This window comes from Nitrosospira briensis C-128 (assembly GCF_000619905.2).
GTDB classification, from domain to species: Bacteria; Pseudomonadota; Gammaproteobacteria; order Burkholderiales; family Nitrosomonadaceae; genus Nitrosospira; species Nitrosospira briensis.
In genome coordinates, this window is record NZ_CP012371.1 from 2,900,847 (window position 1) to 2,924,247 (window position 23,401).

General features: G+C 53.4%; 23 protein-coding genes. 13 read left to right on the plus strand and 10 right to left on the minus strand.

From position 1 onward, the window contains the following. The first annotated feature begins 316 nt into the window (after positions 1–316). The 10 genes from coxB to F822_RS13295 all read left to right on the plus strand — a co-directional run bounded on the left by coxB (position 317) and on the right by F822_RS13295 (position 10,001). A complete protein-coding gene (gene coxB / locus F822_RS13255) occupies positions 317–1,387 on the plus strand; it encodes a cytochrome c oxidase subunit II (RefSeq protein WP_082204651.1) in 1,071 nt (356 codons plus the stop codon). Between the two features lie 470 nt (positions 1,388–1,857). Further along, positions 1,858–3,435, plus strand: a complete 1,578-nt coding sequence (gene ctaD / locus F822_RS13260; RefSeq protein WP_025042267.1) for a cytochrome c oxidase subunit I — start codon at positions 1,858–1,860, stop codon at positions 3,433–3,435. 21 nt (positions 3,436–3,456) lie between these two features. Then, the gene (locus F822_RS15455) at positions 3,457–3,612 is read left to right on the plus strand and encodes a hypothetical protein (protein ID WP_156304425.1); all 156 of its coding nucleotides are present in this window, start codon (positions 3,457–3,459) and stop codon (positions 3,610–3,612) included. Positions 3,613–3,658: 46 nt separating this feature from the next. Then, a complete protein-coding gene (locus F822_RS13265) occupies positions 3,659–4,510 on the plus strand; it encodes a cytochrome c oxidase subunit 3 (protein WP_053111354.1) in 852 nt (283 codons plus the stop codon). Between the two features lie 55 nt (positions 4,511–4,565). Further along, positions 4,566–5,057 carry an RrF2 family transcriptional regulator gene (locus F822_RS13270; RefSeq protein ID WP_025042234.1) on the plus strand — a complete coding sequence of 164 codons (492 nt, stop codon included), beginning with the start codon at positions 4,566–4,568 and terminating at the stop codon, positions 5,055–5,057. A gap of 112 nt (positions 5,058–5,169) precedes the next feature. Then, complete coding sequence (locus tag F822_RS13275; protein WP_231623520.1) at positions 5,170–5,868, plus strand: helix-turn-helix domain-containing protein; 699 nt, start codon at positions 5,170–5,172, stop codon at positions 5,866–5,868. A gap of 424 nt (positions 5,869–6,292) precedes the next feature. Beyond that, entirely contained in the window at positions 6,293–6,589 is a 297-nt protein-coding gene (locus F822_RS13280; protein ID WP_025042236.1) for a ComEA family DNA-binding protein, read from the plus strand. A gap of 293 nt (positions 6,590–6,882) precedes the next feature. Continuing rightward, on the plus strand, positions 6,883–8,697 hold the full coding sequence (gene typA, locus F822_RS13285; protein WP_025042237.1) for a translational GTPase TypA: 1,815 nt from the start codon (positions 6,883–6,885) through the stop codon (positions 8,695–8,697). A gap of 135 nt (positions 8,698–8,832) precedes the next feature. Beyond that, positions 8,833–9,483 (plus strand): DsbA family protein, encoded by a 651-nt coding sequence (locus tag F822_RS13290; protein WP_025042238.1) that lies wholly within the window; start codon positions 8,833–8,835, stop codon positions 9,481–9,483. Between the two features lie 17 nt (positions 9,484–9,500). Continuing rightward, positions 9,501–10,001, plus strand: a complete 501-nt coding sequence (locus tag F822_RS13295) for an RcnB family protein (protein WP_025042239.1) — start codon at positions 9,501–9,503, stop codon at positions 9,999–10,001. Between the two features lie 39 nt (positions 10,002–10,040). On the opposite strand, the gene F822_RS13300 is transcribed toward F822_RS13295, so the two are convergent. The 5 genes from F822_RS13300 to F822_RS13325 form a co-directional block, all read right to left on the minus strand. Then, a complete protein-coding gene (locus F822_RS13300) occupies positions 10,041–10,730 on the minus strand; it encodes a hypothetical protein (protein WP_025042240.1) in 690 nt (229 codons plus the stop codon). 288 nt (positions 10,731–11,018) lie between these two features. Next, positions 11,019–12,089 (minus strand): aminoglycoside phosphotransferase family protein, encoded by a 1,071-nt coding sequence (locus F822_RS13305; protein ID WP_025042241.1) that lies wholly within the window; start codon positions 12,087–12,089, stop codon positions 11,019–11,021. Between the two features lie 160 nt (positions 12,090–12,249). Next, the gene (locus F822_RS13310; protein WP_025042242.1) at positions 12,250–12,624 is read right to left on the minus strand and encodes an exosortase system-associated protein, TIGR04073 family; all 375 of its coding nucleotides are present in this window, start codon (positions 12,622–12,624) and stop codon (positions 12,250–12,252) included. A 466-nt stretch (positions 12,625–13,090) separates the two neighbouring features. Continuing rightward, on the minus strand, positions 13,091–13,462 hold the full coding sequence (locus F822_RS13320; protein ID WP_025042244.1) for an exosortase system-associated protein, TIGR04073 family: 372 nt from the start codon (positions 13,460–13,462) through the stop codon (positions 13,091–13,093). Positions 13,463–13,725: 263 nt separating this feature from the next. Continuing rightward, positions 13,726–14,088 carry an exosortase system-associated protein, TIGR04073 family gene (locus F822_RS13325; protein ID WP_025042245.1) on the minus strand — a complete coding sequence of 121 codons (363 nt, stop codon included), beginning with the start codon at positions 14,086–14,088 and terminating at the stop codon, positions 13,726–13,728. A gap of 371 nt (positions 14,089–14,459) precedes the next feature. On the opposite strand from F822_RS13325, the gene F822_RS13330 reads away from it, so the two are divergent. Together F822_RS13330 and F822_RS13335 are read left to right on the plus strand one after the other, a co-directional pair. Continuing rightward, positions 14,460–17,096: a glycosyltransferase family 39 protein gene (locus tag F822_RS13330; RefSeq protein WP_231623521.1), complete on the plus strand. Its 2,637-nt coding sequence runs from the start codon at positions 14,460–14,462 to the stop codon at positions 17,094–17,096. A 21-nt stretch (positions 17,097–17,117) separates the two neighbouring features. Further along, positions 17,118–18,575 carry a DUF4139 domain-containing protein gene (locus F822_RS13335; protein ID WP_025040223.1) on the plus strand — a complete coding sequence of 486 codons (1,458 nt, stop codon included), beginning with the start codon at positions 17,118–17,120 and terminating at the stop codon, positions 18,573–18,575. A 53-nt stretch (positions 18,576–18,628) separates the two neighbouring features. On the opposite strand, the gene F822_RS13340 is transcribed toward F822_RS13335, so the two are convergent. The 4 genes from F822_RS13340 to pdxJ all read right to left on the minus strand — a co-directional run bounded on the left by F822_RS13340 (position 18,629) and on the right by pdxJ (position 21,574). After that, complete coding sequence (locus tag F822_RS13340) at positions 18,629–19,066, minus strand: Hsp20/alpha crystallin family protein (RefSeq protein WP_025040222.1); 438 nt, start codon at positions 19,064–19,066, stop codon at positions 18,629–18,631. 236 nt (positions 19,067–19,302) lie between these two features. Then, positions 19,303–20,352 (minus strand): beta-N-acetylhexosaminidase, encoded by a 1,050-nt coding sequence (nagZ, locus tag F822_RS13345; protein ID WP_025040221.1) that lies wholly within the window; start codon positions 20,350–20,352, stop codon positions 19,303–19,305. Positions 20,353–20,474: 122 nt separating this feature from the next. After that, on the minus strand, positions 20,475–20,852 hold the full coding sequence (acpS, locus tag F822_RS13350) for a holo-ACP synthase (protein WP_025040220.1): 378 nt from the start codon (positions 20,850–20,852) through the stop codon (positions 20,475–20,477). After that, entirely contained in the window at positions 20,849–21,574 is a 726-nt protein-coding gene (gene pdxJ / locus F822_RS13355; RefSeq protein WP_025040219.1) for a pyridoxine 5'-phosphate synthase, read from the minus strand. Before pdxJ ends, acpS begins: the two co-directional genes overlap by 4 nt. A 399-nt stretch (positions 21,575–21,973) precedes the next feature. Here pdxJ and F822_RS13360 point away from each other — a divergent pair, with 399 nt between their 5' ends. Then, positions 21,974–22,336: a YidH family protein gene (locus F822_RS13360; protein ID WP_025040218.1), complete on the plus strand. Its 363-nt coding sequence runs from the start codon at positions 21,974–21,976 to the stop codon at positions 22,334–22,336. 113 nt (positions 22,337–22,449) lie between these two features. On the opposite strand, the gene F822_RS13365 is transcribed toward F822_RS13360, so the two are convergent. Then, positions 22,450–23,310: an MBL fold metallo-hydrolase gene (locus F822_RS13365; protein ID WP_025040217.1), complete on the minus strand. Its 861-nt coding sequence runs from the start codon at positions 23,308–23,310 to the stop codon at positions 22,450–22,452. Positions 23,311–23,401: the final 91 nt, after the last annotated feature.

Sequence of the window (23,401 nt, forward strand, 5' to 3'; positions counted from 1 at the left end):
TACGCCACTCTTTCACAAAATTTCCCTACAAAACAAAATCCTGCGCAATCATCACGCAAATTTATGAAATATCCGGGCTAAGCCTGTTTTTTTTCTGGAAACCTTCATGAAAGTTGACATTTATCAAGGTTTCAATGCGCGTTGCGCAATACGATTTGATACCGGATAAGAAAGTCCGATTATCTTTAATGTTCAACCGGAGCGATCTTGGATTCATTTCCGGAAGAAGCTCATAAAACCGATAATTATCAAAGTTTTATCTCTGGCTTGGACAAGGACTTTCATCATTGGCAATCAGCGACCAGGTGGGGGAGATATGAGTAGCAAAGCAGCAGCAACCATAGTTGGGATTGTGGCGACCGCATTGTATTCCGGGCTGGGAATGGCGGCAGCGGCGGATCCTTACCAGTTAAACTTGCCCGAGCCGCAAACGCCGATAGCCCAGCAGATATATGATCTTCACACGCTGGTTTTATGGATATGCCTGGTGATATTCGTGGGCGTGTTCGGGGTCATGTTGTATTCCATACTCAAGCACCGCAAATCCTTGAACTACCCGGCGGCCAACTTCCATCACAGCACCACGGTCGAGATCATCTGGACCGGCATCCCGTTTCTCATCCTGGTTGGCATGGCCTATCCATCCACCAAGACCATCATCGACATGAAGGACACCTCCAGTTCCGAGATCACCATCAAGAGCACCGGTTACCAGTGGAAATGGGGTTATGACTACCTGACGGGCGAAGGAGAAGGCATCAGTTTCCTGAGCAGCCTGTCCACCCCCCGCGACCAGATCGAAAACACCGCGCCCAAGGGTGAGAACTACCTGCTGGAAGTGGACAACCCGCTGGTTGTGCCCACCGGCAAGAAGATACGCGTACTGCTCACCGCCAACGACGTACTGCACGCCTGGTGGGTACCTGCCCTGGGCGTAAAGCAGGACGCCATCCCCGGCTTCATACGCGACGTCTGGTTCACCATTGAAAAGCCTGGCACCTATCGCGGCCAATGCGCCGAACTCTGCGGCAAGGAGCACGGCTTCATGCCGATCGTAGTCCAAGCGGTGACGCCGGAGAAATATGCCCAGTGGGTGGCTGAACAGAAAAGCAAGACCGCTGCGGCGACCGAGGACGTGAACAAAGTATTTACGGCGGACGAACTGAAAGCCGAAGGCGAGAAAGTCTATGCCGCCAACTGTGTTGCCTGCCATCAGGCCAATGGCCAGGGCATACCCGGGACCTTTGCCGCGCTGGACGGCTCGAAGATCGCCAACGGTCCCAAGGCCGGCCATGTCGACATTGTCATGAATGGCAAGGCCGGCACGGCAATGGCTGCATTCAACCTAAATCCGGTAGTTGGGCGGGGTGAAGTGTACGGCTTTTGAGGTGCAGGGCAAGGCGCAACGACGCGGAATGGTCGTTCCATTCCAAGGAGTTGCAACGCAGCCATGTGCCTCAAAAACTGTGCAATTCACCCCGTAGCGCCCTCAGCTGGAAGGTGAACGTCAAATAATATGAAATATTGTTATTAATCATAGTACTGGTCTATTAAATGAGCGGTCAACTACCGGATTTAGGTTCAAGCACCTGTCGGATGTACAAATCGCGGCGGTGGTCACCTACGAACGTAATGCCTGGGGGAATACCGCAGGAGACGTGGTGCAGCCATCGGAAATCAACCAGTTCAGAAAATAGCATCAAGGGGGACACCATGGCGCGCATGCCACGACATTGCAACCGCGACCGTTGCGATAGCGACATTGTGCATGCCTGTGGCGATCACTCCCGCGGCTTGATGTGCCGGCCGCTTTCCATCAACAGTACGTTTTAAAAAACCAGCATCAAGGAGACAATTATGGCGGCAGTACAAGACGATATTGCACACGCGCACGACCACCATCCCACCGGTATGATGCGCTGGCTGACTACGACCAACCACAAGGACATCGGTACGATGTATCTGTGGTTCAGTTTTCTGATGTTCCTGACCGGGGGCGTGATGGCGCTGACTATCCGCGCCGAGCTCTTCCAGCCCGGCATACAAGTCGTCAATCCGGAGTTCTTTAACCAGTTGACGACCATGCATGGTCTGGTGATGGTGTTCGGGGCCATCATGCCGGCGTTCGTCGGTTTCGCCAATTGGCAGATACCGATGATGATCGGGGCGCCCGACATGGCTTTTGCACGTATGAACAACTGGAGTTTCTGGCTATTGCCCCCGGCAGCTTTGCTGCTGATTACCTCGTTCTTCGTGCCCGGCGGCGCGGCTGCCGGTGGCTGGACATTTTATCCGCCGCTGTCGGTGCAGATGGGCATAGGCATGGATATGATGATTTTCGCCATTCATATCCTTGGCGCTTCGTCCATCATGGGGTCAATCAACATCATTACGACCATCCTCAACATGCGGGCGCCGGGCATGACATTGATGAAAATGCCGATGTTCGTATGGACCTGGCTCATCACCGCCTATCTTCTGGTTCTGGTGATGCCGGTGCTGGCGGGAGTGGTCACCATGCTGCTGACGGACCGCAACTTCGGCACCAACTTCTTCAATGCAGCCGGCGGCGGTGATCCGGTATTGTTCCAGCATATCTTCTGGTTCTTCGGCCATCCCGAAGTCTATATCATGATCCTGCCATCGTTCGGCATCGTCTCGGAAATTATCCCGGCCTTTGCGCGCAAGCCATTATTCGGCTATTCCTCGATGGTGTATGCCACCGCCTCGATCGCCATCCTGTCCTGCATCGTCTGGGCTCACCACATGTTCACTGCCGGCATGCCGGTAACGGGACAGTTGTTTTTCATGTATGGCACCATGCTGATCGCGGTTCCGACCGGCGTGAAAGTATTCAACTGGACCGCCACCATGTGGCGCGGTTCCATGACCTTCGAGACACCCATGCTGTTTTCTATCGGGTTCATCTTCCTGTTCGTTATTGGCGGATTCAGCGGAGTTGTGTGCGCGATAGTGCCGATCGATGTCCAGGTGCAGGATACCTACTATGTCATTGCGCATTTCCACTATGTGCTGGTATCGGGCTCACTCTTTGCCATATTTGCCGGGACTTACTACTGGCTGCCGAAATGGACCGGACACATGTATGACGAGACGCTGGGCAAATGGCATTTCTGGCTATCCATGTTCTTTTTCAACCTCACATTCTTTGTGCAGCATTTCCTGGGGTTGGCGGGCATGCCGCGTCGTATTCCTGACTACGCGCTCCAATTCGCCGATTTCAACATGATTTCCAGCATAGGCGCATTTGGTTTCGGCTCCACGCAATTGCTGTTCCTTTACGTAGTGCTGAAGTGCATCCGCGGGGGTGCAAAAGCGCCGGTAAAACCTTGGGAAGGTGCGAAAACGCTGGAATGGACTTTGCCGTCTCCCGCGCCCTATCATACCTTCGTAGTTCCGCCCGTCATTAAGTAACAGCCGAGACAGGAGAGCGATATGTCAAAGCATATGAATATGTCCGACGACATGGATATCCCGGAAAACGTGGACATCGAGAGAAAGTTGGCATCGATCAGAACAGCGTTGTTCGTACTTGCTTACTCTCTGGTCCTACCGGTGGCGTATTACTTATGGCAAGCTTACCGTTGTTGATCGGACTTCGGCAAATAACCGGTAAATTACAAGCAGGAGAAAGAGCATGAGCCAGGAAGGAAGTCACTATTACGTTCCAGCGCCATCGACCTGGCCCATGACCGGGGCGATAGCGCTGCTATTCATGGGGTTTGGCGCCGCATTCTCGGTCAATAAGATGCCAGCGGGCTATGGGATGCTGACATTGGGCTTTGCCATACTCTTCTACATGCTGTTCGGCTGGTTTCGCACCGTGGCGCGCGAAAGCGAGAGCGGCAAGTTCAATAAGCAGGTGGATGCGTCTTTCCGCTGGGGGATGAGCTGGTTCATTCTTTCCGAAGTCATGTTTTTTGGCGCCTTCTTTGGCGCGTTGTACTACATGCGGGCGCATTCCATTCCCGACCTGGGCGATCTCGAACATAAAATACTGTGGCCGAATTTCACGGCGGATTGGCCGACAGCCGGTCCCGGCATCACCGAGAAATTCCTCCCCATGGGCCCGTGGGGCCTGCCGGCAATCAATACCGTCCTGCTGTTGACCTCGGGGGTGACGGTCACTTGGGCGCACTGGGCGCTCAAGCTGAATAAGCGCGGCCAGCTCAAACTGGGATTGTTCCTCACCTTTGCCCTGGGGTTTCTCTTTGTCGGCCTGCAGGCTTATGAATACGGCCATGCCTACTCCGACCTCAACCTCAAGATGACGAGCGGCGCCTATGGCGCAACCTTTTTCATGCTGACGGGTTTCCACGGCTTCCACGTGACGCTGGGTTCCATTATGCTGTTCGTCATCTATTGCCGCGTACTGTTGGGTCATTTCACGCCGGAGAATCATTTCGGCTTTGAAGGTGTTGCCTGGTACTGGCACTTTGTGGACGTGGTCTGGCTGGGCCTGTTCATATTCGTCTACTGGCTCGTGTAACAATTGCAGGATTTTATCCAGGGTTGTTACATGACAGTTTTTTTGTGATCTCGCGATGATTTTATCCCGCACAACTCAGTATGCCATTCAGGCCCTTATTTATATGGCAACGCAACCCCGTGGCGTGGCCGTACTGAATCGCACCATTGCCGACCACCTGAGGTCGTCCCCAACCTATCTTGCCAAGATTCTGCAAGACTTGTCCCGCGGCAACCTGCTTTATTCTTTCCGCGGAAAACAAGGAGGCTTTTGCCTGAGGGAAAATAGCGACCAAATTAATCTGATGCAGATCGCCATCCTTACCGAGGGTCCCGGATTCACCGATGGCTGCGTGCTGGGACTCAAGGTTTGCAGTGATAAAACGCCCTGTCCGATGCATGTCAAATGGTGGCCAATCAAGCAGGAGATCGTGAAGCTGTTGCAGAACCAGACCCTGGACCTGCTTGCCGCCATGGTCGTAAGCGGCAGATATAAACTGACCGATTTACCGGAGGCCGCACTTGGCGGTCAAAACCGCCTGGGCGAAAGCTGCCCGGACGGATTGTAAAATTTTCAGCGGAGCTAACATGACCAAATGCTCGTCGAATATATCACCCGCTACTGATAACCCGGTTGACGTTCCCCTGGATTGCAGGGATTGTGGCGCTTATAAGTTATGCATGTCCCTTTGGTTGAAGACGGGTGACGCATCTTTGCTTGAGCGAGTCGTCAAAAGAAAGCACGTGTTTAAACGCGGAGATGTTTTGTATCGCATGGGGCAGCCGATGGAATACATGTATGTCATCCGCGGCGGATCAGTCAAAACCAGCGTCAGCACCGAGGACGGGCAGGTGCAGGTTATCGGTTTTCACATAGTAGGAGAATTGCTGGGTTTGAACGCCATCGAGAGCCGGCAACATAACTGTGAAGCCCAGGCGACGGGAATTACCTCTGTTTGTGAAGTTTCCATCGATCGCTTTGAAGAGCTGGCAAGTACGGATCCCGCCATTCAGCACGAAATTCTCAAAATCATGAGCGCGGAAATCCATCACAGCCATGAATTGCTGCTATTGCTGGGCAAGCATAATGCTGAAGAGCGTCTGGCTACGTTCTTGCTCAGCCTGTCTCAGCAGTTCGCACGGCGCCATTGTTCGGCTACCGAATTCGACCTGAGCATGTCGCGCAGCGATATAGGAAACCATCTGGGAATCGCGGAGGAGACCGTTTGCCGTATATTTGCACGGTTTCAGGATGACGGCCTCATCAGCAGCCGGTATAGGCGTGTAAAGCTGAACGATCTGGAGCGTTTGAAGCAGATCGTCTATCACCGACGTACCAGCAACGCTCGGGATTCCGTGGATCGCCAGCTCGAAGCCTGACCCGGGGTTCCTGTCTCGATCCTGGGGCAGCGATTTCCTTGTTCCAGGGTAGGGTACTTCACTGGTTTCTTGCACGTCACGGTATAATGAGTCTGCTTACGAACGAGCTCAAGATTTACTTCTCAGTGATCGCTACAGTTATTCGCAAGCAGCATTACCGGGAACGACGATTTCCAGCGAGGTCCTGTAAAGGTGATATTAGTCGGTGTTTATTGTCATGGCGCGGGATATGCTTGAGTTTCGAAGATGGCAATATGATGCTTTTCGTATCTTTCAGAGAAAAATTAAGCAAGGAAAGCGCGAATTGCTGATATTCTCCGTCGGGGACTTTTTTTCATTCATTGTTTCCCCCCAAACGCCAGCCTTTCATAGCATTTTGATGAAGAGTTAAGTGTTGTTCTTTTTTTAATCTAAAGGAAAATCCATGCGAAAATTACTTATCACCATTGTCACGATGCTTGTCACCGTGTTACCGTTTACCGGCGCCCACGCGGTTGTTAACATCAACACCGCTACCGAGGCCGAGCTTCGGACTCTTCCAGGTATCACCGCTCCCAGAGCCAAGGCGATCATTGATTATCGCTCAAAAGCGGGTGCGTTCAGGTCGACGGATGATTTGTCGAAAGTCGACAGCCTCATTGACATGCGCGTAATCCGCAAGGATATTTCGATCACCGGCCCCACCCAGATTCGGCAAGACGACAAGCCTGCAGCCAAGTAAGAAAAGAAGAGAAACGCCTGCCTGAAAGATGCCAAGGACAGCTGTCCAGGACAAACAAAGACAGTGGAAGTCAGGCACGAAATGGTCGCGGCAGGGCAGCATTGTCAGACAAAACCCCGGTTCTTCCGGGGTTTTGTCTGTTACCATCAGAGGCAATCCTTTTTTATAAGCCACCTCCGGTCTTCGTTTTGCGAAGTGACGGTGAAGGGATTCGGCCGTACAATGATACAGGCGAGTTCCTTGGCTATCTGATATAATGCTGCCCTTTTGTCGTTCCGACTGAGGATTTACCAATGTCCCGTTCCATACGAAATATCGCTATTATCGCCCACGTCGATCACGGCAAGACCACTATGGTGGATAAATTGCTGCACCAGGCAGGCTCTTTTGCCGCGCATCAGCATATTGCCGATCGGGTAATGGATTCAAGCGATATCGAGCGCGAGCGCGGCATCACGATCCTCGCCAAGAATTGTGCCGTGGATTACCAGGGCGTGCACATCAATATCGTCGATACACCCGGCCATGCCGATTTTGGCGGTGAGGTGGAGCGGGTGCTATCCATGGTGGATGGCGTGCTGCTGCTGGTCGATGCGGTCGAAGGCCCCATGCCGCAGACCCGTTTTGTCACAAAGAAAGCGCTGGCGCTGGGGCTTCGCCCCATAGTCGTCGTCAATAAGGTCGACCGTCCCGGTGCGCGCCCCGACTGGGTGGTGAATCATACTTTTGACTTGTTCGACAAGCTGGGCGCGAATGAAGATCAGCTGGATTTTCCAGTGGTTTACGCCTCAGCGCTCAACGGCTATGCCATGCTGGACCTGAAGCAGACCAGTGCCGATATGCGTCCGCTTTTTGATACCATACTCAAGCACGTCCCAGCGCCCGAAGGCAATCCCGACGAACCGCTGCAACTGCAGATTGCTGCGCTTGATTATTCAAGTTTCGTTGGGCGTATCGGTATTGGCCGCATCAGCCGTGGACGGCTCAGGCCCGCCCAGGATGTGTTGGTGCTGGACGGATCGAATGCGCCGAAGAAGGTCAGGGTCAACCAGGTGCTGGGTTTTCGCGGTATCGAGCGAGTCCAGTTGGAAGAAGCCATGGCGGGCGACATCGTTCTGATCAATGGTGTCGAGGAACTCAGTATCGGGGCGACGCTGGCCGATATTGACCGGCCCGAGGCGCTGCCGATGCGTGCGGTGGACGAGCCCACGCTGACGATGAACTTCCAGGTGAATACATCGCCTTTTGCCGGGAAGGAAGGCAAGTTTGTCACCAGCCGTCAATTGCGCGAGCGCCTTGAAAAGGAACTGCTGACCAATGTCGCGATGAAGCTGGAGGAAACGGACGATACCGATTCGTTTCTAGTTTCCGGGCGGGGCGAGCTGCACCTGACCATTTTGCTGGAAAGCATGCGTCGTGAAGGCTATGAGCTTGCCGTATCGCGTCCGCACGTAGTGATTCGTGAAATTGACGGTGTCAAGTGCGAGCCGTTCGAAATGCTCACCGTCGATGTTGAAGAGACGCATCAAGGTGGAGTAATGGAGGCGCTGGGCGCGCGCCGCGGCGATTTGCAGGACATGGTCTCGGATGAGCGCGGACGTGTGAGGCTGGATTACCGTATTCCTGCGCGGGGTTTGATCGGCTTCCAATCCGACTTCATGACCATGACGCGAGGTACAGGCCTGATGAGCCATGTATTCGACGAATACGCACCGATGCGGCCGGAAATAGCCGCACGCCGGAACGGCGTACTGATTTCCGCAGAGCAGGGTGAAGCCGTAGCGTATGCGCTTTGGAAATTGCAGGAGCGCGGGCGCATGTTTGTCAGTCCAGGGGATCGCCTGTATGAAGGAATGGTGATCGGCATTCACAGCCGCGATAATGATCTTGTCGTCAACCCGATAAAGGGCAAGCAGTTGACCAACATTCGCGCATCCGGAACTGACGAGGCCGTGACCCTGACGCCGCCGATCCAGCTCACTCTCGAGTCCGCGATTGAATTCATCGCCGATGATGAATTGGTGGAGATTACCCCCAAGACCATTCGCATTCGCAAGCGTTTCCTGCAGGAGCACGAACGCAAGAAAGCTTCGCGCGCCGCTGCATAATTTCACGAAGCATATCGGGGCTGGTTGATGCACCGGCTGAGCTCAGCCTGCACAACTTATCCATAGGTGGCCAAGCATGACGCAGGCTGACTATCTCCCATTTTGCACGACAAGAATGGAAGAATCTCGTCCGGTATGAGTGAAAGAAAGCTCTGGTATGTCGCTGACCCCATGTGTTCATGGTGCTGGGGTTTCTCTCCGGTAATCGAAGTGATTCAGCGTGAGTATGGTGGCCGGTTTGAGGTAGAGCTATTACTGGGTGGTTTGCGGCCAGGGGCGAAACAACCGATGCTCCCGACGCAACGTGAACAGATACTCCACCATTGGCGTGCTGTGCAGCAACGGACTGCGCAGCCATTCCGGTTCGAAGGTGCGATGCCGGAAGGGTTTGTTTACGACACCGAACCCGCCAGCCGCGGAGTGGTTGCCGTATCCTTGATCAACCGCGAAGCGATCTTTTCTTTTTTCAAGATGGTGCAATCCGCGTTCTACGTCGAGCAACAGGATGTGACGAACCCCATTGTGCTGTCACAACTCGCCGCGAGGGTGGGAATAGATGCCCAGCAGTTCGGGCAGGCGTTCGAGTCCGATATCGCGAAGCGCCTGACGCTTGAACATTTCCAGAAGGCAAGTCAGTGGGGTGTGCATGGCTTTCCCACTGTAATCGGGCAGAGCGGGGCGGATTACCGCCTGCTCAACACGGGTTATTGTTCACTTGATGAATTGCGTCCAAAGCTGGACGGGTGGTTGCTGGATCAGCTTGATACTCCCCGGCCAAGCTCATAATTTCCAAGGTACAGATCATGTATAAAGCACTTTTGAAGTTTTTTGTTTCGGCCATGGCGCTTTCGATATTCTGCATCTCCATGCCCGTATTTGCCGAGAAGGGGGGAGGCGATCATAAGGCGAATCAACATCGCCATCAAAAGGAAAAAAATTGGAACAAGGGCAAGAATCAGAATTATCGATCTCACGGAATGCGAGTTCTGCCGGGTAGTTTTGACTCGAGGCAACGCGCTGTTATCCTCGATTACTATGGTCCCCGCTTTCAGAGCGGCCGCTGTCCGCCAGGCTTGGCCAAGAAGTACAACGGTTGCATGCCGCCCGGACAAGCAAGAAAATGGGGAGTGGGACGCGCCTTGCCCCGGAATGTGGTGTTTTATGATCTCCCGCCTCACCTGATCAGGCAATTGGGCGCGCCTGGGCCGGGTTACCGCTATGTGCGTGTCGCGGCGGACATTCTTTTGATAGCAGCAGGTACCGGTATGGTTATCGATGCCATCATGGATTTAAATTCAATGTGAGTAGAGCGCCGACTTCTTCGACTCACTCGATGCCGAGTGCTAAAGTCCGGTTCCGGGGGACCAGCCAAAGCGTTCGAGCAATCCACGGAATGAGTCGCTTGCGATGATAAAAGCGATAAGATAGGACATTAAACTCAACATTACGATTGCGCCGAGGGATCTCCATGGGCTCAAGGTGGAGTAATGGCGCCACTCCGATAGGAAACCGGTATTTTCCGGTGCCTTGAGCGGTTTATACAAGTCGAATTCCCTAAGGACGGTTTGCCGTGATCGGCGTAGCGCATTCTGGATGCCGGTTCGGTATGCGGTATCGATGAGGTCCGGCCGTTTTGCCTGCCTGGGGGAGGCGGGCTCATCCACAGGCGCCTTTCTGGCCGCCAGGTGATAGAAATCCCGCATTCGATCCACATACCGATCCTCCGCGAACATGGCGTCCACCATTGCCTCAACGGTAGACACAAATTCCTTATCCGGAACAACAGACTGGATAGTAGATCCACCAGCGGATTTTGGCTTCAGAGTCTGGGCGATTTCATCGATAAACTCATGTTCTTTCCTGACGATGAGCTTGAGCCAGACAGCCTCGATCGCCTGCGGAGACGGCACGCTGTTTTTTGTATTGTTATTGTCATGGAGAGCAGCCTCGGACAGCGTGTCGAGTTCCATTTTCGCGGTGCTTTCACAATCAGCGTCAATTGCGTCAAGCCTGGCTTTGAGAATATCGTTCATGATGTTTTCCTGAAGCGAACACCTATGATTGAAAGACGAGCTGAAGGTGGGATCGGAAGCCGTACAGTGTAACGCAATTTACAAAATGCGTGCAGCTTGAACACATGTACCGGGTACGGTACAGCCTGGCAAGGCGCATCGATAGCGGGCACAATTTTAGGCGCTACGAGGTGCTGATTCTCTCGTTGGAAATAAGAGTAATGCACATGGAGATTGACGGAGAATTGTGCCGACTTACGGTGCGGCACAATACCTGTCAATCTGCCGGATTTCCTGAAAGCTGCCGCATCATATCGGAATGGCGGAAAAGACAGCGAGGTCATCTACAGCAGCCACTGTCCGGCGGATGAGTTCTTGATTGGCTTCCAGCTTTATCATTCCACCGACGGCGAGTGACACAACCATTGCTTCAAAGGGATAGATAAGGTGGGCGCGATATCTCTGCAATAGACCAGCGTTATCGATGCCTGTGATTCCGTTATCTCTGAGCCCCTGTATATAAACCGACAAAAGCTTCATCTCGTGAGCTCGCCGGATTTCCGGATCAAGCGCAGTCGCAAGAAAATAGGCAACGTCCCCTATACCTTCCCCGAAGCGTACAAGCTGCCAATCAAGAAGGCCAGGTCGAGACTGGTTCCAGAATAGATTGCCGGGATGGCAATCATGATGAACGAGTGTTTGCGGCGCGTTAGAAAGAAAACGCATTACCTGGTGGCGATTTCGCGCATAGCGAACGGCCAGTGGATAAAGAGCCGAAGGGATGAGCTTTCCAGCCCGATGCAATCCTCGCTTCATCAATGGAACAGCCAGGGCGGTGCCCAGATGATCTTCCAGGCGACGTACCGGTGCCGCCAGCCAGTGATAAGTTCGCGCGAGATCGGCTTTTCCCCAGAAATGAGCATGAATGCGGGCAAGCTGTTCAATAACGAGCGTAGCCTGTGCCGCCGTCAGGGCATCGCCGGTATGCCCGGCAATCGCGCCGGATTCTGTTACGTCGCTCAGAACCAGCGTCGATCCTTTCCCCAGCATGCTCTGTGCCGCCAATAGACCGGGTATCGCGATGGGTATGGCTTGAGCGGCTTCATTATAGAAGCGCACCTCTGTATGTAACAATCTTGGCAAAGCGGTGATCATTCGTGCGCGCCACGTCAGCGACGGCAGTTTTACGAACCACTGTCTAGGCAGTGCTGCAGGTCCATTGTGCTCAATTGCGAGACGAATTCGCGTGGTCGTGCCGATATCGACAGAAACAATATTCACGTTCGATACGATTGTACGGGAATGATGTTTGTTAATGACACGCTGAGCCCAGCCAACGTCTAAATCGCCGGGCCGGCGTGCAAGAATATTATGATTCATCACTGCCTGCCTCCAGAGGAGTCAATCGCAATTGTTATATAGGCGGCACATACATCCGTAGCGAATTAATCATGCTACCCGCATTGATTCCAATATACAAAAAAAAGGGAGCCAATGGCTCCCTTTTTGAAATGGTAGACGGATAGGCTTGTGTCCAAAGCTAGTAGTCTTTGGACTTCCATTTGCTGTCGAAGCGCGTTTCCTTGGTGTCAAAGTCCTGCCAGACATAGCCAGGTGTGATTATCGGCTCGGTCGGAACGTAGAACGTCACCAGATCGACGATGCCGGTCAACGATCGGCCAATCCCGGATACGATTCCGGAAAACACCCCGGTCGTAAGTCCATAACCTATGCCTTTTTCATTGGTCGTCATTACCATATTCTTTGGAACTTCTCCTATGCCTGTTACCAGGTTCGCCATGCCGTGCGCAAGCTTGTCGCCGGCATCCGCAGCATAGCTGGCGGCGACCGCCGCCTGAGGCGAAAAGAATAACAATGCGGATAGCAGCAACAACGGTTTCAGTATACGTTTCATCGATACCCCCCAAAAGTGGAACAAATTAAATCCCGCGTAATACTAGCATACCGCTGAGGTGTAGTGGCAATGCCTGTTGAAAACATTATCCCGAATCCGCCCCATAGCGAGTTCACCGAAGAGGTAAAGCTCATGGGTACAAAAAATCCTTTTCGGTCATCGCTTTTAGTTTACAAATGAGCTGAAAAATGAGTGGTCACCTACTGGATTTAGGATTATGCTTCAAACAGGAAATTTCCTGCCTTTGGCTATATTCATCGTCCAAGAGTAGTTCGTGGGCGAACTCAGAGGGTGGGGATATGCGGCAGAGTCCGCTGATATGCAAGGATGCTTCCGTAGAACATCGGGGCTGCCGTATGTGCAATTGTGCTGTTCATGCTAATCGCATTGATCCCAGCATATAAAAAGGGAGCGATGGCTCCCTTTTTATGAAATGGCAAATGGATACGCCTGTAGGCAAAACGTATTATTTTTGTAGCTTCCATTCCGGATGGAAGTGGGTTTGCTTGGTGTCGAATTCCTTCCAGATAAAATCGGGGTAAATGATAGGCTTGGTCGGAATAATGAAGGTCACCAGATCTACAACGCCCGTCAATGTACGGCCAATTCCATATATGATTCCCGACGCCAATCCAGCGGTAAGTCCGTAACCAATACCCTTCTCATTGGTCGTCATTATCATGTTCTTCGGAACTTCCCCTATGCCTGTTATGGTATTCGCAACGCCGTGAGCGAGTTTATCACCTACGTTTTCGACGTAAGTATCGGCCATCGCGCCCTGAGGTGAAAAGAACAACAGAGCAGACAGCAGTAGCAGCGGTTTCAACATATTTTTCATCGATACCTCCCTAAGTGGATTAACAAATTAAATCAAGTTTAATACTAGCATACCGCTGAGGGATATGTGCACGGCATTCCAAAAATTAACGCTTTCGGCGTATTTTCTGCCGCGGTTTATTATTCTTGCGATACTGAATCAGGTATGGAACTATCATTCGGTAACCGAATTGATTCCGGATGGGCAAATAAAAAGGGAGTCCAGGCTCCCTTTTTATAAAATGACAGACGGGCGAACAAGTCTGCTTCGAAATTATATAATTTCTACCTCCATGGCCGGAAGTGGGTTGGTTCGGTCGTGAAGTTTTCCCACACATAGCCAGGTGCGATTATCGGTTTGCTCGGAATGAAGAACGTGGCAAGATCTATAAAGCCGGCAGCGGTACGGCCCACCCCATACCCAATACCCTTGAACAATCCGGTGGTGAGTCCATAGCCGATGCCTTTGTCATTGGACTCATACAGCATATTTCTCGGAACTTCCGCCACGCCTGTTACGGCGTTCATGGCGCCATGCCCGAGCTTGATGCCTACGCCTTTGAAATAGCCATCCTCCCCCGCCGCAGCCTGAGAAGAAAAGAATAACGTTGCAGATAATAGCAGTAACGATTTCAGTATATTTTTCATCAGTGTCCCCCGCGTGGATTGAAAAAAAATTAAACCGCATTAATACTAGCATACCGTAAGATGTGTATGCACGAAATCTTGTTTCCGCTACGGCGAAACCAGCCGAGGTGAAGGATACGGGGGGAAACGCCTGCATCCGCGGTTTTTAGCCGCCTGTTCTGCATTATCAGCGTCTTCGAGGCGCGCCGCTATGAATTGTGCTACGCTTCCGCGTGCCGTGAAACTATCGTGGTGAAACTATCGTTTTCGTCATTGAAACAAGAAACACCGCGCACCTCGTAGAAAAATAACAGTTACGTGCATCTTGACCAATTTTGTCTGACACAACTGATTTCCCGTCTTTGCCTCCCGCCCCCTCAACGCCGCCTGAGTTGCCTGATACAGCTATAGCCAGCGTCTCTCAAGTTTCCATAGTGATCCCGACGTTCAACGAGGCCGACAACATCGACCCCTTGCTGACGCGCCTGTACGAGCTTGACCTGCCGGCGGAGGACGTCGAGATCATTGTTGTTGACGACAACTCGAGCGACGGCACGCCCGCCAAAGTGCGTGCCTGGGAAAAACGGGCGAATGTACGGCTGATCGAACGTCGGGAAAAACCCGGTCTCACCCGGTCCATCCTGGCCGGCGCGGCAGCGGCACGCGGGAATATCATCGTCGTGATGGATGCAGGCCTGAGCTACCCGCCGGAACGGTTGCCCGCCCTGATTGCCCCCATACTGGCAGGAAGCTGCGACATCGCCATCGGCAGTCGCTACGTAGCGGGCGGCAGCACCGAAGGAGAGCCCCTGCCGCGCCGATGGCTCTCGCGCCTCGCCAACTGGCTTGCCCGCCCCCTCTGCGACGTAAACGACGCCACCTCGGGATATTTCGCCTTCCGGCGGGAACTGGCCGCCACCATTGCCGAACCCGCACACGGCCATGAACTCCTGCTCGAACTGCTCATGGCCGGCCAAGGCAAACTCAGGGTCGTGGAAGTGCCCATCCGCGTTCGTCATGGCACCCATCGCACCCACGGCACCTCCAGATTATCAGTCCGCCCGCAGTGGGCCTACCTGCAACGCCTCATGACCCTGGCCGGCGGTACCGTCCCGGTCGGTGCCGCCGGCCGCTTTGCCGCAGTCGGATTGTTGAGCGTCGCCATAGACGCGCTGTTGTTTCAATTCCTCATGAGCCGTGGTTCCGGGCTCGCCCTGGCGCACATCATGAGCTTCTTCACCGCCGCAGCGGTGAATTACTCACTCCATTCCGGAAGATCATTCCGCGATCATGCAGGCGACCTGCGGTGGAATCAATTGGGCCGCGCCCTCACCGTAGGCATGTTTGCGTTACTGATGCGCGGCGGCGTACTGGCCCTGCTGATCGATGGCTGGCACCTGCCCCCGTTTCTGGCCATCTTCCCGGCCATCGCCGCAACGGCCGTCATCAACTACTTCGGCACCGCATTCTACGTATTTCCCGTCAGCGTGAATCCGCCCTCGCCGGAAGTGCGCTGGCGGGTCGCATCGATTGGAATCGTTGCCTTTGCCGTCCTGTTGCGCCTGATCTATCTGGGCACAGCCGAACTGATTCCCGACGAAGCTTACTACTGGGCCTATGCCGAGCACATGGACCTGAGCTTTTATGATCACCCGCCCATGGTGGCCTGGCTGATCTGGCTTGGCACCGCGATCTTCGGCAACAGCGAGTTCGGAGTCCGGATCGGCTCGTTTTGCTGTGGCCTGATAACGATGGCTTATTTGTATGCGCTGGCGCGCAATCTGTACGATAAGTCGACCGCTATGCGCGCAGTGATGCTGCTGGCGGTGTTGCCGCTTGGCTTTGTTCCTGCCGCACTCATGACGCCGGATGCGCCGCTGCTGGCCGCCTGGGCTGCCACGCTCTACTACATGGAACGCGCATTGATAGCCGATGAGCGTTCGGCCTGGCTGGGCATGGGTATTGCATTCGGCCTGGGCATCCTGTCGAAATACACGCTGGGCCTGCTGGGTCCGGCGGCGCTGCTGTTTGTGATCCTGGACCCCGCTTCGCGCCGCTGGCTGCGCCGTCCGCATGCCTATCTGGCCGCCGCACTTGCGCTACTGCTGTTTTCCCCCGTGATCATCTGGAATTTCCAGCACGACTGGGCATCGATCCGATTTCAATCGCAGCGGGCTACGGGGATAGGCAGCCAATTTTCGTTGCAATTGTTGTTTGTCCACATTTTGCTGGTTTTAACGCCCGTGGGCATGCTGGCTGCGGGCTTGGCATTATTGGGCAAAAATGGCGCCGACAATCTGCACATGCATAGGCGGCGCCTGTTCATACGTGTATTCACCGTCGTGCCGCTCGCCGCATTTTTTTGGCTCAGTCTGTTTGGAGCGCCAAAGTTTCACTGGACGGCGCCGGTATGGCTTGCGGCGCTGCCCACGATGGCGTGGATGATAGGACAAACCGATAGTAGGCAAGGTTTGGCAAACCGTGTCAGAGCGGCGTGGAAACCGGCCATCGGTGTTTGTTTGTTTCTCTACGCATTCGCACTTCACTATGTTGTGCTCGGCGTACCCGGCGTTCCGTACGCGGTTTTTAATCAACACTACTTCTGGCGAGAGGCAACAGAGGAGGTCGAGCGGGTTGTAGCCGCGGTTCGACAGCAGGGCGGGCAAGAGCCTATCGTGGTGGGAATGAGCCGGTGGTCGGTCGCCAGCGCCTTGTCTTTCTATAATAAAGAGGAGCCGATGGACATACGCTCGCGCAACATGTTCGGCCAGAACGCCGCCATGTACGATTTCTGGTATCCATCCGAGCCACCGACGACCCGGCCGATTATACTGGTGGGCATGAAGCCTCATCAGCTCGAACATGATATCGCAGGCGTGGATGATATTACACCCGCGCTCGTTCAACCGGGGCCGGTAAAGGAGTTGGCGATCATTCGGGACGGTAAGCCACTGCGGCGTGTATATTATCGCGTTGCGCAGGGGTATTCCGGCACCGGAAATAAGTCCACTACAGAGCCTGCTGAGTAAGAGAACCGAATCAAGGATGAAATGCTGAAAATATTTGTAACGGGAATTGTCACCGTGAGCCTGGCGATGGCTTCCTTCGGTGCTGTCGCGGCTTCCGGAGGCGCCAGTGATGAGAAAGTCATCACTGCTGCTGAACAAAAGGGCATGGCTGTTACCATTTACAATGACGATCTGGCGCTGGTGAAAGATACGCGCCGGGTCAAGCTCGGCCTGGATTTCAACAAGCTGGCCTGGCGTGACATCTCCGGTCAGATACGCCCTGAAACGGCGCAGCTGCGTAATCTGACGCACTCCACCGGATTTCGGCTACTGGAGCAGAATTTTGATTCCGATCTGTTGACGCCGGAAAAATTACTGGAGAAGTATGTCGGGAAGGAAGTAATTGCTATCCGCATCAACCCCGTGACGGGTGCTGAAACCAGAGAAACGGCTATAGTGCTCGCAGCAAATAATGGGGCAGTACTCAAGTTCGGCGATCGTATCGAGGCGGGCAATCCGGGCAGACTGGCGTTTCCAGGTTTACCAGAGGGCTTGCGCGATAAGCCGACCCTGGTGATCTCGCTCATCAATGCTGTTCAGGGCGAACAGAACCTTGAACTCTCCTATTTAACGTCGGGCCTCTCCTGGCGCGCTGACTACATGGCGGAATTGAGCGATCGTGAGGATCATCTCGACTTCAACGGTTGGGTTACGCTGATCAATCAAAGTGGAATGGCTTATCCGAATGCCCGGCTGCAACTCGTGGCGGGTGATCTGAACCGGGCCCGTCAGCGGCCCCTAATGCAGCGTAAAGTGATGGGCATGATGGCGGAAGCGGCGGATGCCATGCAGATGAAGCCGGAGTCGCTGCTTGATTATCATCTCTATACGCTCCCGCGATCCACGACGTTGGCGGAGGCTCAGACCAAGCAGGTAGCGTTGATGTCTGCGAATCATATTTCCGTCACGAAGCAATTTCTGCTGTCCGGAGCGGATTATTATTACTTCAGCCAGAGTGCGGACCTCGGCCAGATACCGAAGGTTGGCGTATTTCTTGAGTTTCAAAATACCGGCGACAATCTTGGTCTTCCGCTACCCAGGGGAACGGTACGGGTTTATAAAAAAGATTCGCAGGGTAACGCGCAATTCGTGGGCGAAGATCAGATCGACCATACGCCGGGAAATGGATCTATCCGCTTGAAATTGGGCGAAGCATTTGATGTGACTGCTGATAAAAAGCAGACCGACTTCAAAAGATCGGGTGGGGAAGGGCGCCATGATGGCGTAGTCGAAGCTGCTTTTCAAATTATATTGAAGAGTGCAAAAAAAGAATCGGTTACAGTAGTTGTACGAGAACCCGTACCAGGTGACTGGGCGATGGTTTCAGAATCGCAACCTCATATCAAGAGAGCATCCGGCGTCGCGGAATGGAAAGTATCAGTTCCAGCAAACGGCAAGGCCACGTTGACCTATCGCGTGCGCATCAACCGTCAGCCATAAACCTGGATCAGGTAGATCAAAAAAAACGGAGTCCGAAGACTCCGTGAAATCGCTCACTCGGCAGAGGTTACGCTGATCTTCTTTGGTTGGACAGCTTCACGTTTGGGGATGACGATTTCCAGCACCCCGTGATTTGATTTTGCCGATATCGCGTCTGGGTTTGCGGTATCGGGTAAGCTGAAGCGTCGGTAAAATGAGCCATAAGTACGCTCAACCCGCTTGTATCCTTCTTTTTCAGTTTTGGCTTCGGTTTTCTTTTCGCCCTTGATAGTCAGGACACCATCTTCCATGCTGATATCGATTTCTTCCGGTTTAACTCCTGGAAGGTCCGCCTGGAGAATGAATTTATCAGGGTCCTCCTTGATATCGACCGCGGGCGCCCATTCGGCGGTAGCAGTCGATCCTTCGCCTTCCCCGCCTTCGCGCGCGCGGTCCAGCTCTCTATGTAATTGATGCAACAGGCTCCAGGGTTCATAACGGGTTATAGCCATAATGCCTCCATATTGTTGATGTTGTACCAATGCTGAAGGATTGAACCAGCACTTAACAATCAATATAGTTGCATTTGCCGCTTTTTCAACCAGGCGCGGAAAATTCCAGCGCACTCGCTATGCGGGCGCACGCAATATTCTATTTGAGGATTGAAGGCACACCAGCAGATACGCCTACCATGACTCTACCGAGATGGCCTGCCGGCGTGGTGGAGAAGGAGGGGGAACCTGATACGTTATGCGAGCGGCAATTCTCCGTTGTGAATTCCGATGCCTGAGATCTGCTCGACTGCCTTAACAAAGCTGGCGTTCTCACGCAGTTTTACGATCGAATCGGGGTGGGGCCTTCCACGCATGCGCGCGAGGCGAATAATACTGGTGGCTGCAATGTCATATCGTAATTCCGCCAGTAATATATTCGCTGCCTCCGGATCATTGCATACCAGGACCATATCGCAACCCGCCGCTAGTGCTGTTTGTGCGCGTTGCTCCACATCTCCGATAACTGTTGCGCCTTTCATGCTCAAATCATCGCTGAAAATGCATCCTTCAAAGCCAAGTTCTCCGCGGAGAATATTTTTCAGCCAGACCTCGGAAAAGCCTGCCGGGCGCATATCCACCTTCGGATAAACCACATGCGACGGCATGATGCCCGCAAGGCCGAAATCGATCATTTTGCGAAATGGGACCAGGTCATTTGCTTCGATTTCCGCGTAAGAACGTTCGTCGACCGGCATTTCGATATGGGAATCCGCCTGAATATAGCCGTGCCCCGGGAAGTGCTTTCCCACCGCCGTCATGCCGCCGGATTTCAGACCGGACATAAGGCTATGCGCCAAATCGACGATCGCCTGCGGTTTACGATGAAAGGAACGGTCACCGATGACGCAGCTTTGCCCATAATCCATGTCCAGTACCGGAGTAAAGCTGAAATCCACGCCCGCTGCGCGCAGTTCTGCCGCCAATACGTAACCCGCCTGCTGCGCCAGATGCCGGGCCTGGCCGGGGTGCACGTCCCAGATTGCACCCAGTTCGCGCATGGGGGGCAGCCTCGTGAAATCCTTCCTGAAACGTTGTACCCTGCCGCCCTCATGATCGACTGCAATCAATAATGGTGGAGTTCGAAGTGCATGAATCTCGGCGGTTAGCTCCTTAAGCTGCATGAACGATGAGTAATTGCGCGTGAATAAGATCACGCCACCGACCAGAGGGTGCCTGAGTTTTATCTTGTCGTCGGCAGTAAGTTGCGTGCCTTCGATATCGAGCATGACAGGGCCGAGCGACATAACGTGTCTCTATGAGTTCAAAATTTCAGGAAGATAAGGTGCAGGAGATGTTCGTGCTGCCACATCTTGTGTTTTGACAAACTTCTTGAGACATACAAGAAATTTATATTATAAAGTGGCCGCTATTTTTCCAGAATGACAAAAGCACAGGCAAGATTTAACTCGTCGCTAATCGAAAGATGATGGCTGGTAATGCCTCTGTTCGTGAAGAGCGCGCTCAATGCCGGATGGAAGATAAAGTACGGTTTGCCAAGGTTGTCATGGGTGATCCCGATATGGTTCAAGCTTACTGGATAGCGCATACCGGTGCCGATCGCTTTGGAAAGAGCTTCCTTGGCGGCGAAACGCTTGGCCAGAAACATGGCAGGCTGGCCGCTCCTGATATAGTCAGGCCATTCGTCATTTGTCAGCAATCTTTTGGCAAAACGCTCGCCATATTTTTCCAGTAATCGCGCAATACGTGATGGCTCGACCAGATCGGTTCCGATTCCATAAATCATTTGCGCGCTTCGATCATCAGCTTTTTCATCTCCCGTACAGCCTGTTCAAAACCAACAAACAGGGCGCGGGCCACGATTGAATGGCCGATATTGAGCTCGGATATATCGGCCATCGCCGCGATGGGCTGTACGTTATGATAGTGCAATCCATGGCCGGCATTGACATTCAGCCCTTGCCGCAGGCCTGCCGCTACCGAGATGCGAATCCGCTCCAGCTCATGCTGTTGCTCGTCCGCACTTTGCGCGTCGGCGTAATGACCGGTATGAATTTCGATAGCCGGTGCACCCGAATTTGCTGCTGCCTCGATTTGCGCATGATCCGCATCGATAAATAGCGATACGCGGATGCCGGCCTCCGCCAATTTGCGGCAGGCGCGTTGCACTTGATCGAAGTGCTGCAGTACATCAAGCCCGCCCTCGGTTGTCAGTTCCTCCCGCCTTTCAGGCACCAGACAAACATCATGGGGTCTGATGTGTAGTGCAAAATCGATCATTTCATCGGTCACCGCGCTTTCGAGATTCATGCGGGTTTTAAGCGAGCTGCGCAAGCGTTCCACATCCCTGTCCTGGATGTGGCGGCGGTCTTCGCGCAGATGTAGCGTAATCGCATCCGCTCCGGCAGATTCTGCGATTAACGCCGCCTCTACAGGGTCGGGGTAGGACGTGCGTCGCGCCTGCCGGAGCGTGGCGACGTGATCAATATTGACGCCGAGTTTTATCATAATTCCTGCTTGTCTCAATAATTGCCGTCTGCCTGCGGTTACCGAAATGATAGCGCATGCAGCAGTTGGGCATTTTGCCACTGTATTACGCCAATCACTCGATCAGCGCATAGGAAAAACCTTTGCTTGCAGGCACAGCGCTGACCGGCTGCTGGCAAAAACCAGGGGCTGAACAAGGTTGCCGATGAACCTGTACAGGCCCAGCGTTTTACAAAGGTCTGGGCGATGCTGCTCAAATAAAAACTCACTATACTATAGTAGACTGTACTGGGAGGACAACATGCTTCGTGCGCAATTCCGGTAACGGTGGTAAAGGAGTATGAGATATAGCTTGGTTCCAAGGAGCCGCTATAAAATTGAACCGTTCGGAAAACCGCAGGGAAGAGGGTGAGCTAAAAAATGTCGGATCCACGAGTTTTCTTCGCGGCTGAGCGCACACTTCTAGCATGGGTGCGTACAGGGCTTACTATAACAGCGCTCGGTTTTGTGGTTGCCAGGTTCGGGTTATTTTTGAACCTCATGGCATCCTCAACCGGAATTTTGGCAGCGGCGCCTCATTGGTCTTCCGACGCGCTTGGCGTTATTCTTGTGTTGGCCGGTTCCGCAGTTATCCTGGGAGCTTTCCATAATCACAGGCTTTACGTGCGTTCTCTTCCACCGGAGGACTTGCCCGAACTGGCCATACCATGGCTTACATCATTTCTATCGGTATCTATCGCCGTGGTGGGGGTTCTGCTGGCGGTGTATCTTTTATTCGCATGAGGCCTATCTACTATCTATACGGGTACTGAATCAGCCATTGAACAAATTCGCTACTATTGCCAAGGACGGATAAAGGATATAGGCGTATTGCGCAGGCGTTTACTCTCAATTTGTCAGATTACGTTCAACGGTATTTTCAAATATGAAACACCATTCCTTTCCGGCAGCGGCATTTCTCCCGCCCGCACGTTGACCTGGACCGATGGAAGCAACAGCGTCGGCATATCGAGCGTAGCGTCACGCGCTTCGCGCATGGCGACAAAACTGTCTTCGGAGATGCCGTCGCGCACATGTATGTTATGCACACGCTGTTCAGCGACGGTAGTCTCCCACCGGACCTGGCGGATGGGGGGTGGGTAGTCGTGGCACATGAACAACCGGGTCTCCGGCGGCTGTTCCAGCAGTTTGCGTATCGACCGAAATAGCTGGCGCGCATCCCCTCCGGGGAAATCAGCGCGTGCCGTACCGAGATCGGGCATGAAGAGCGTGTCGCCGACAAAGATGGCGTCGCCGAACTGATAAGACAGGTCGGCAGGCGTATGACCAGGGGTTGAAATTGCCTTTGCGCTCAATTTACCGATTTCGAAGGTTTCGTCATCCGCCAGGAGATGGTCAAAGTGGCTGCCATCCGGCAAGAATTCCGGCCCAAGGTTGAATATTTCCTTGAAGATCTGTTGCACTTTTGGCACCTCACGTCCGATGCCGGTTTTTCCGCCCAGTTGATTTTTGAGATAATGTGCTGAAGTCAGATGATCGGCGTGTACATGCGTCTCGAGAATCCACTCCACTGTCAATCGCTGGTTTTCCACGAACGCAATCAGGTTGTCTGCGGATAAAGTACTCGTTCTGCCCGATCTGTGGTCGTAATCCAGCACGGGATCAATGATTGCGCAGGTTCCACCAGACTCGTCAAAGACAATATAGCTAAGCGTCCCCGTCGCTGGATCAAGAAATGCCTCGATATTCGGTTGCATCTATTTTTTCCCGCTTCAAGTTGATCATTCATGCTTTCTCGGTATGGAGCGCTCCGGCTTGCTGGTTTCAAGCGTTCACATGCGTTGAGTT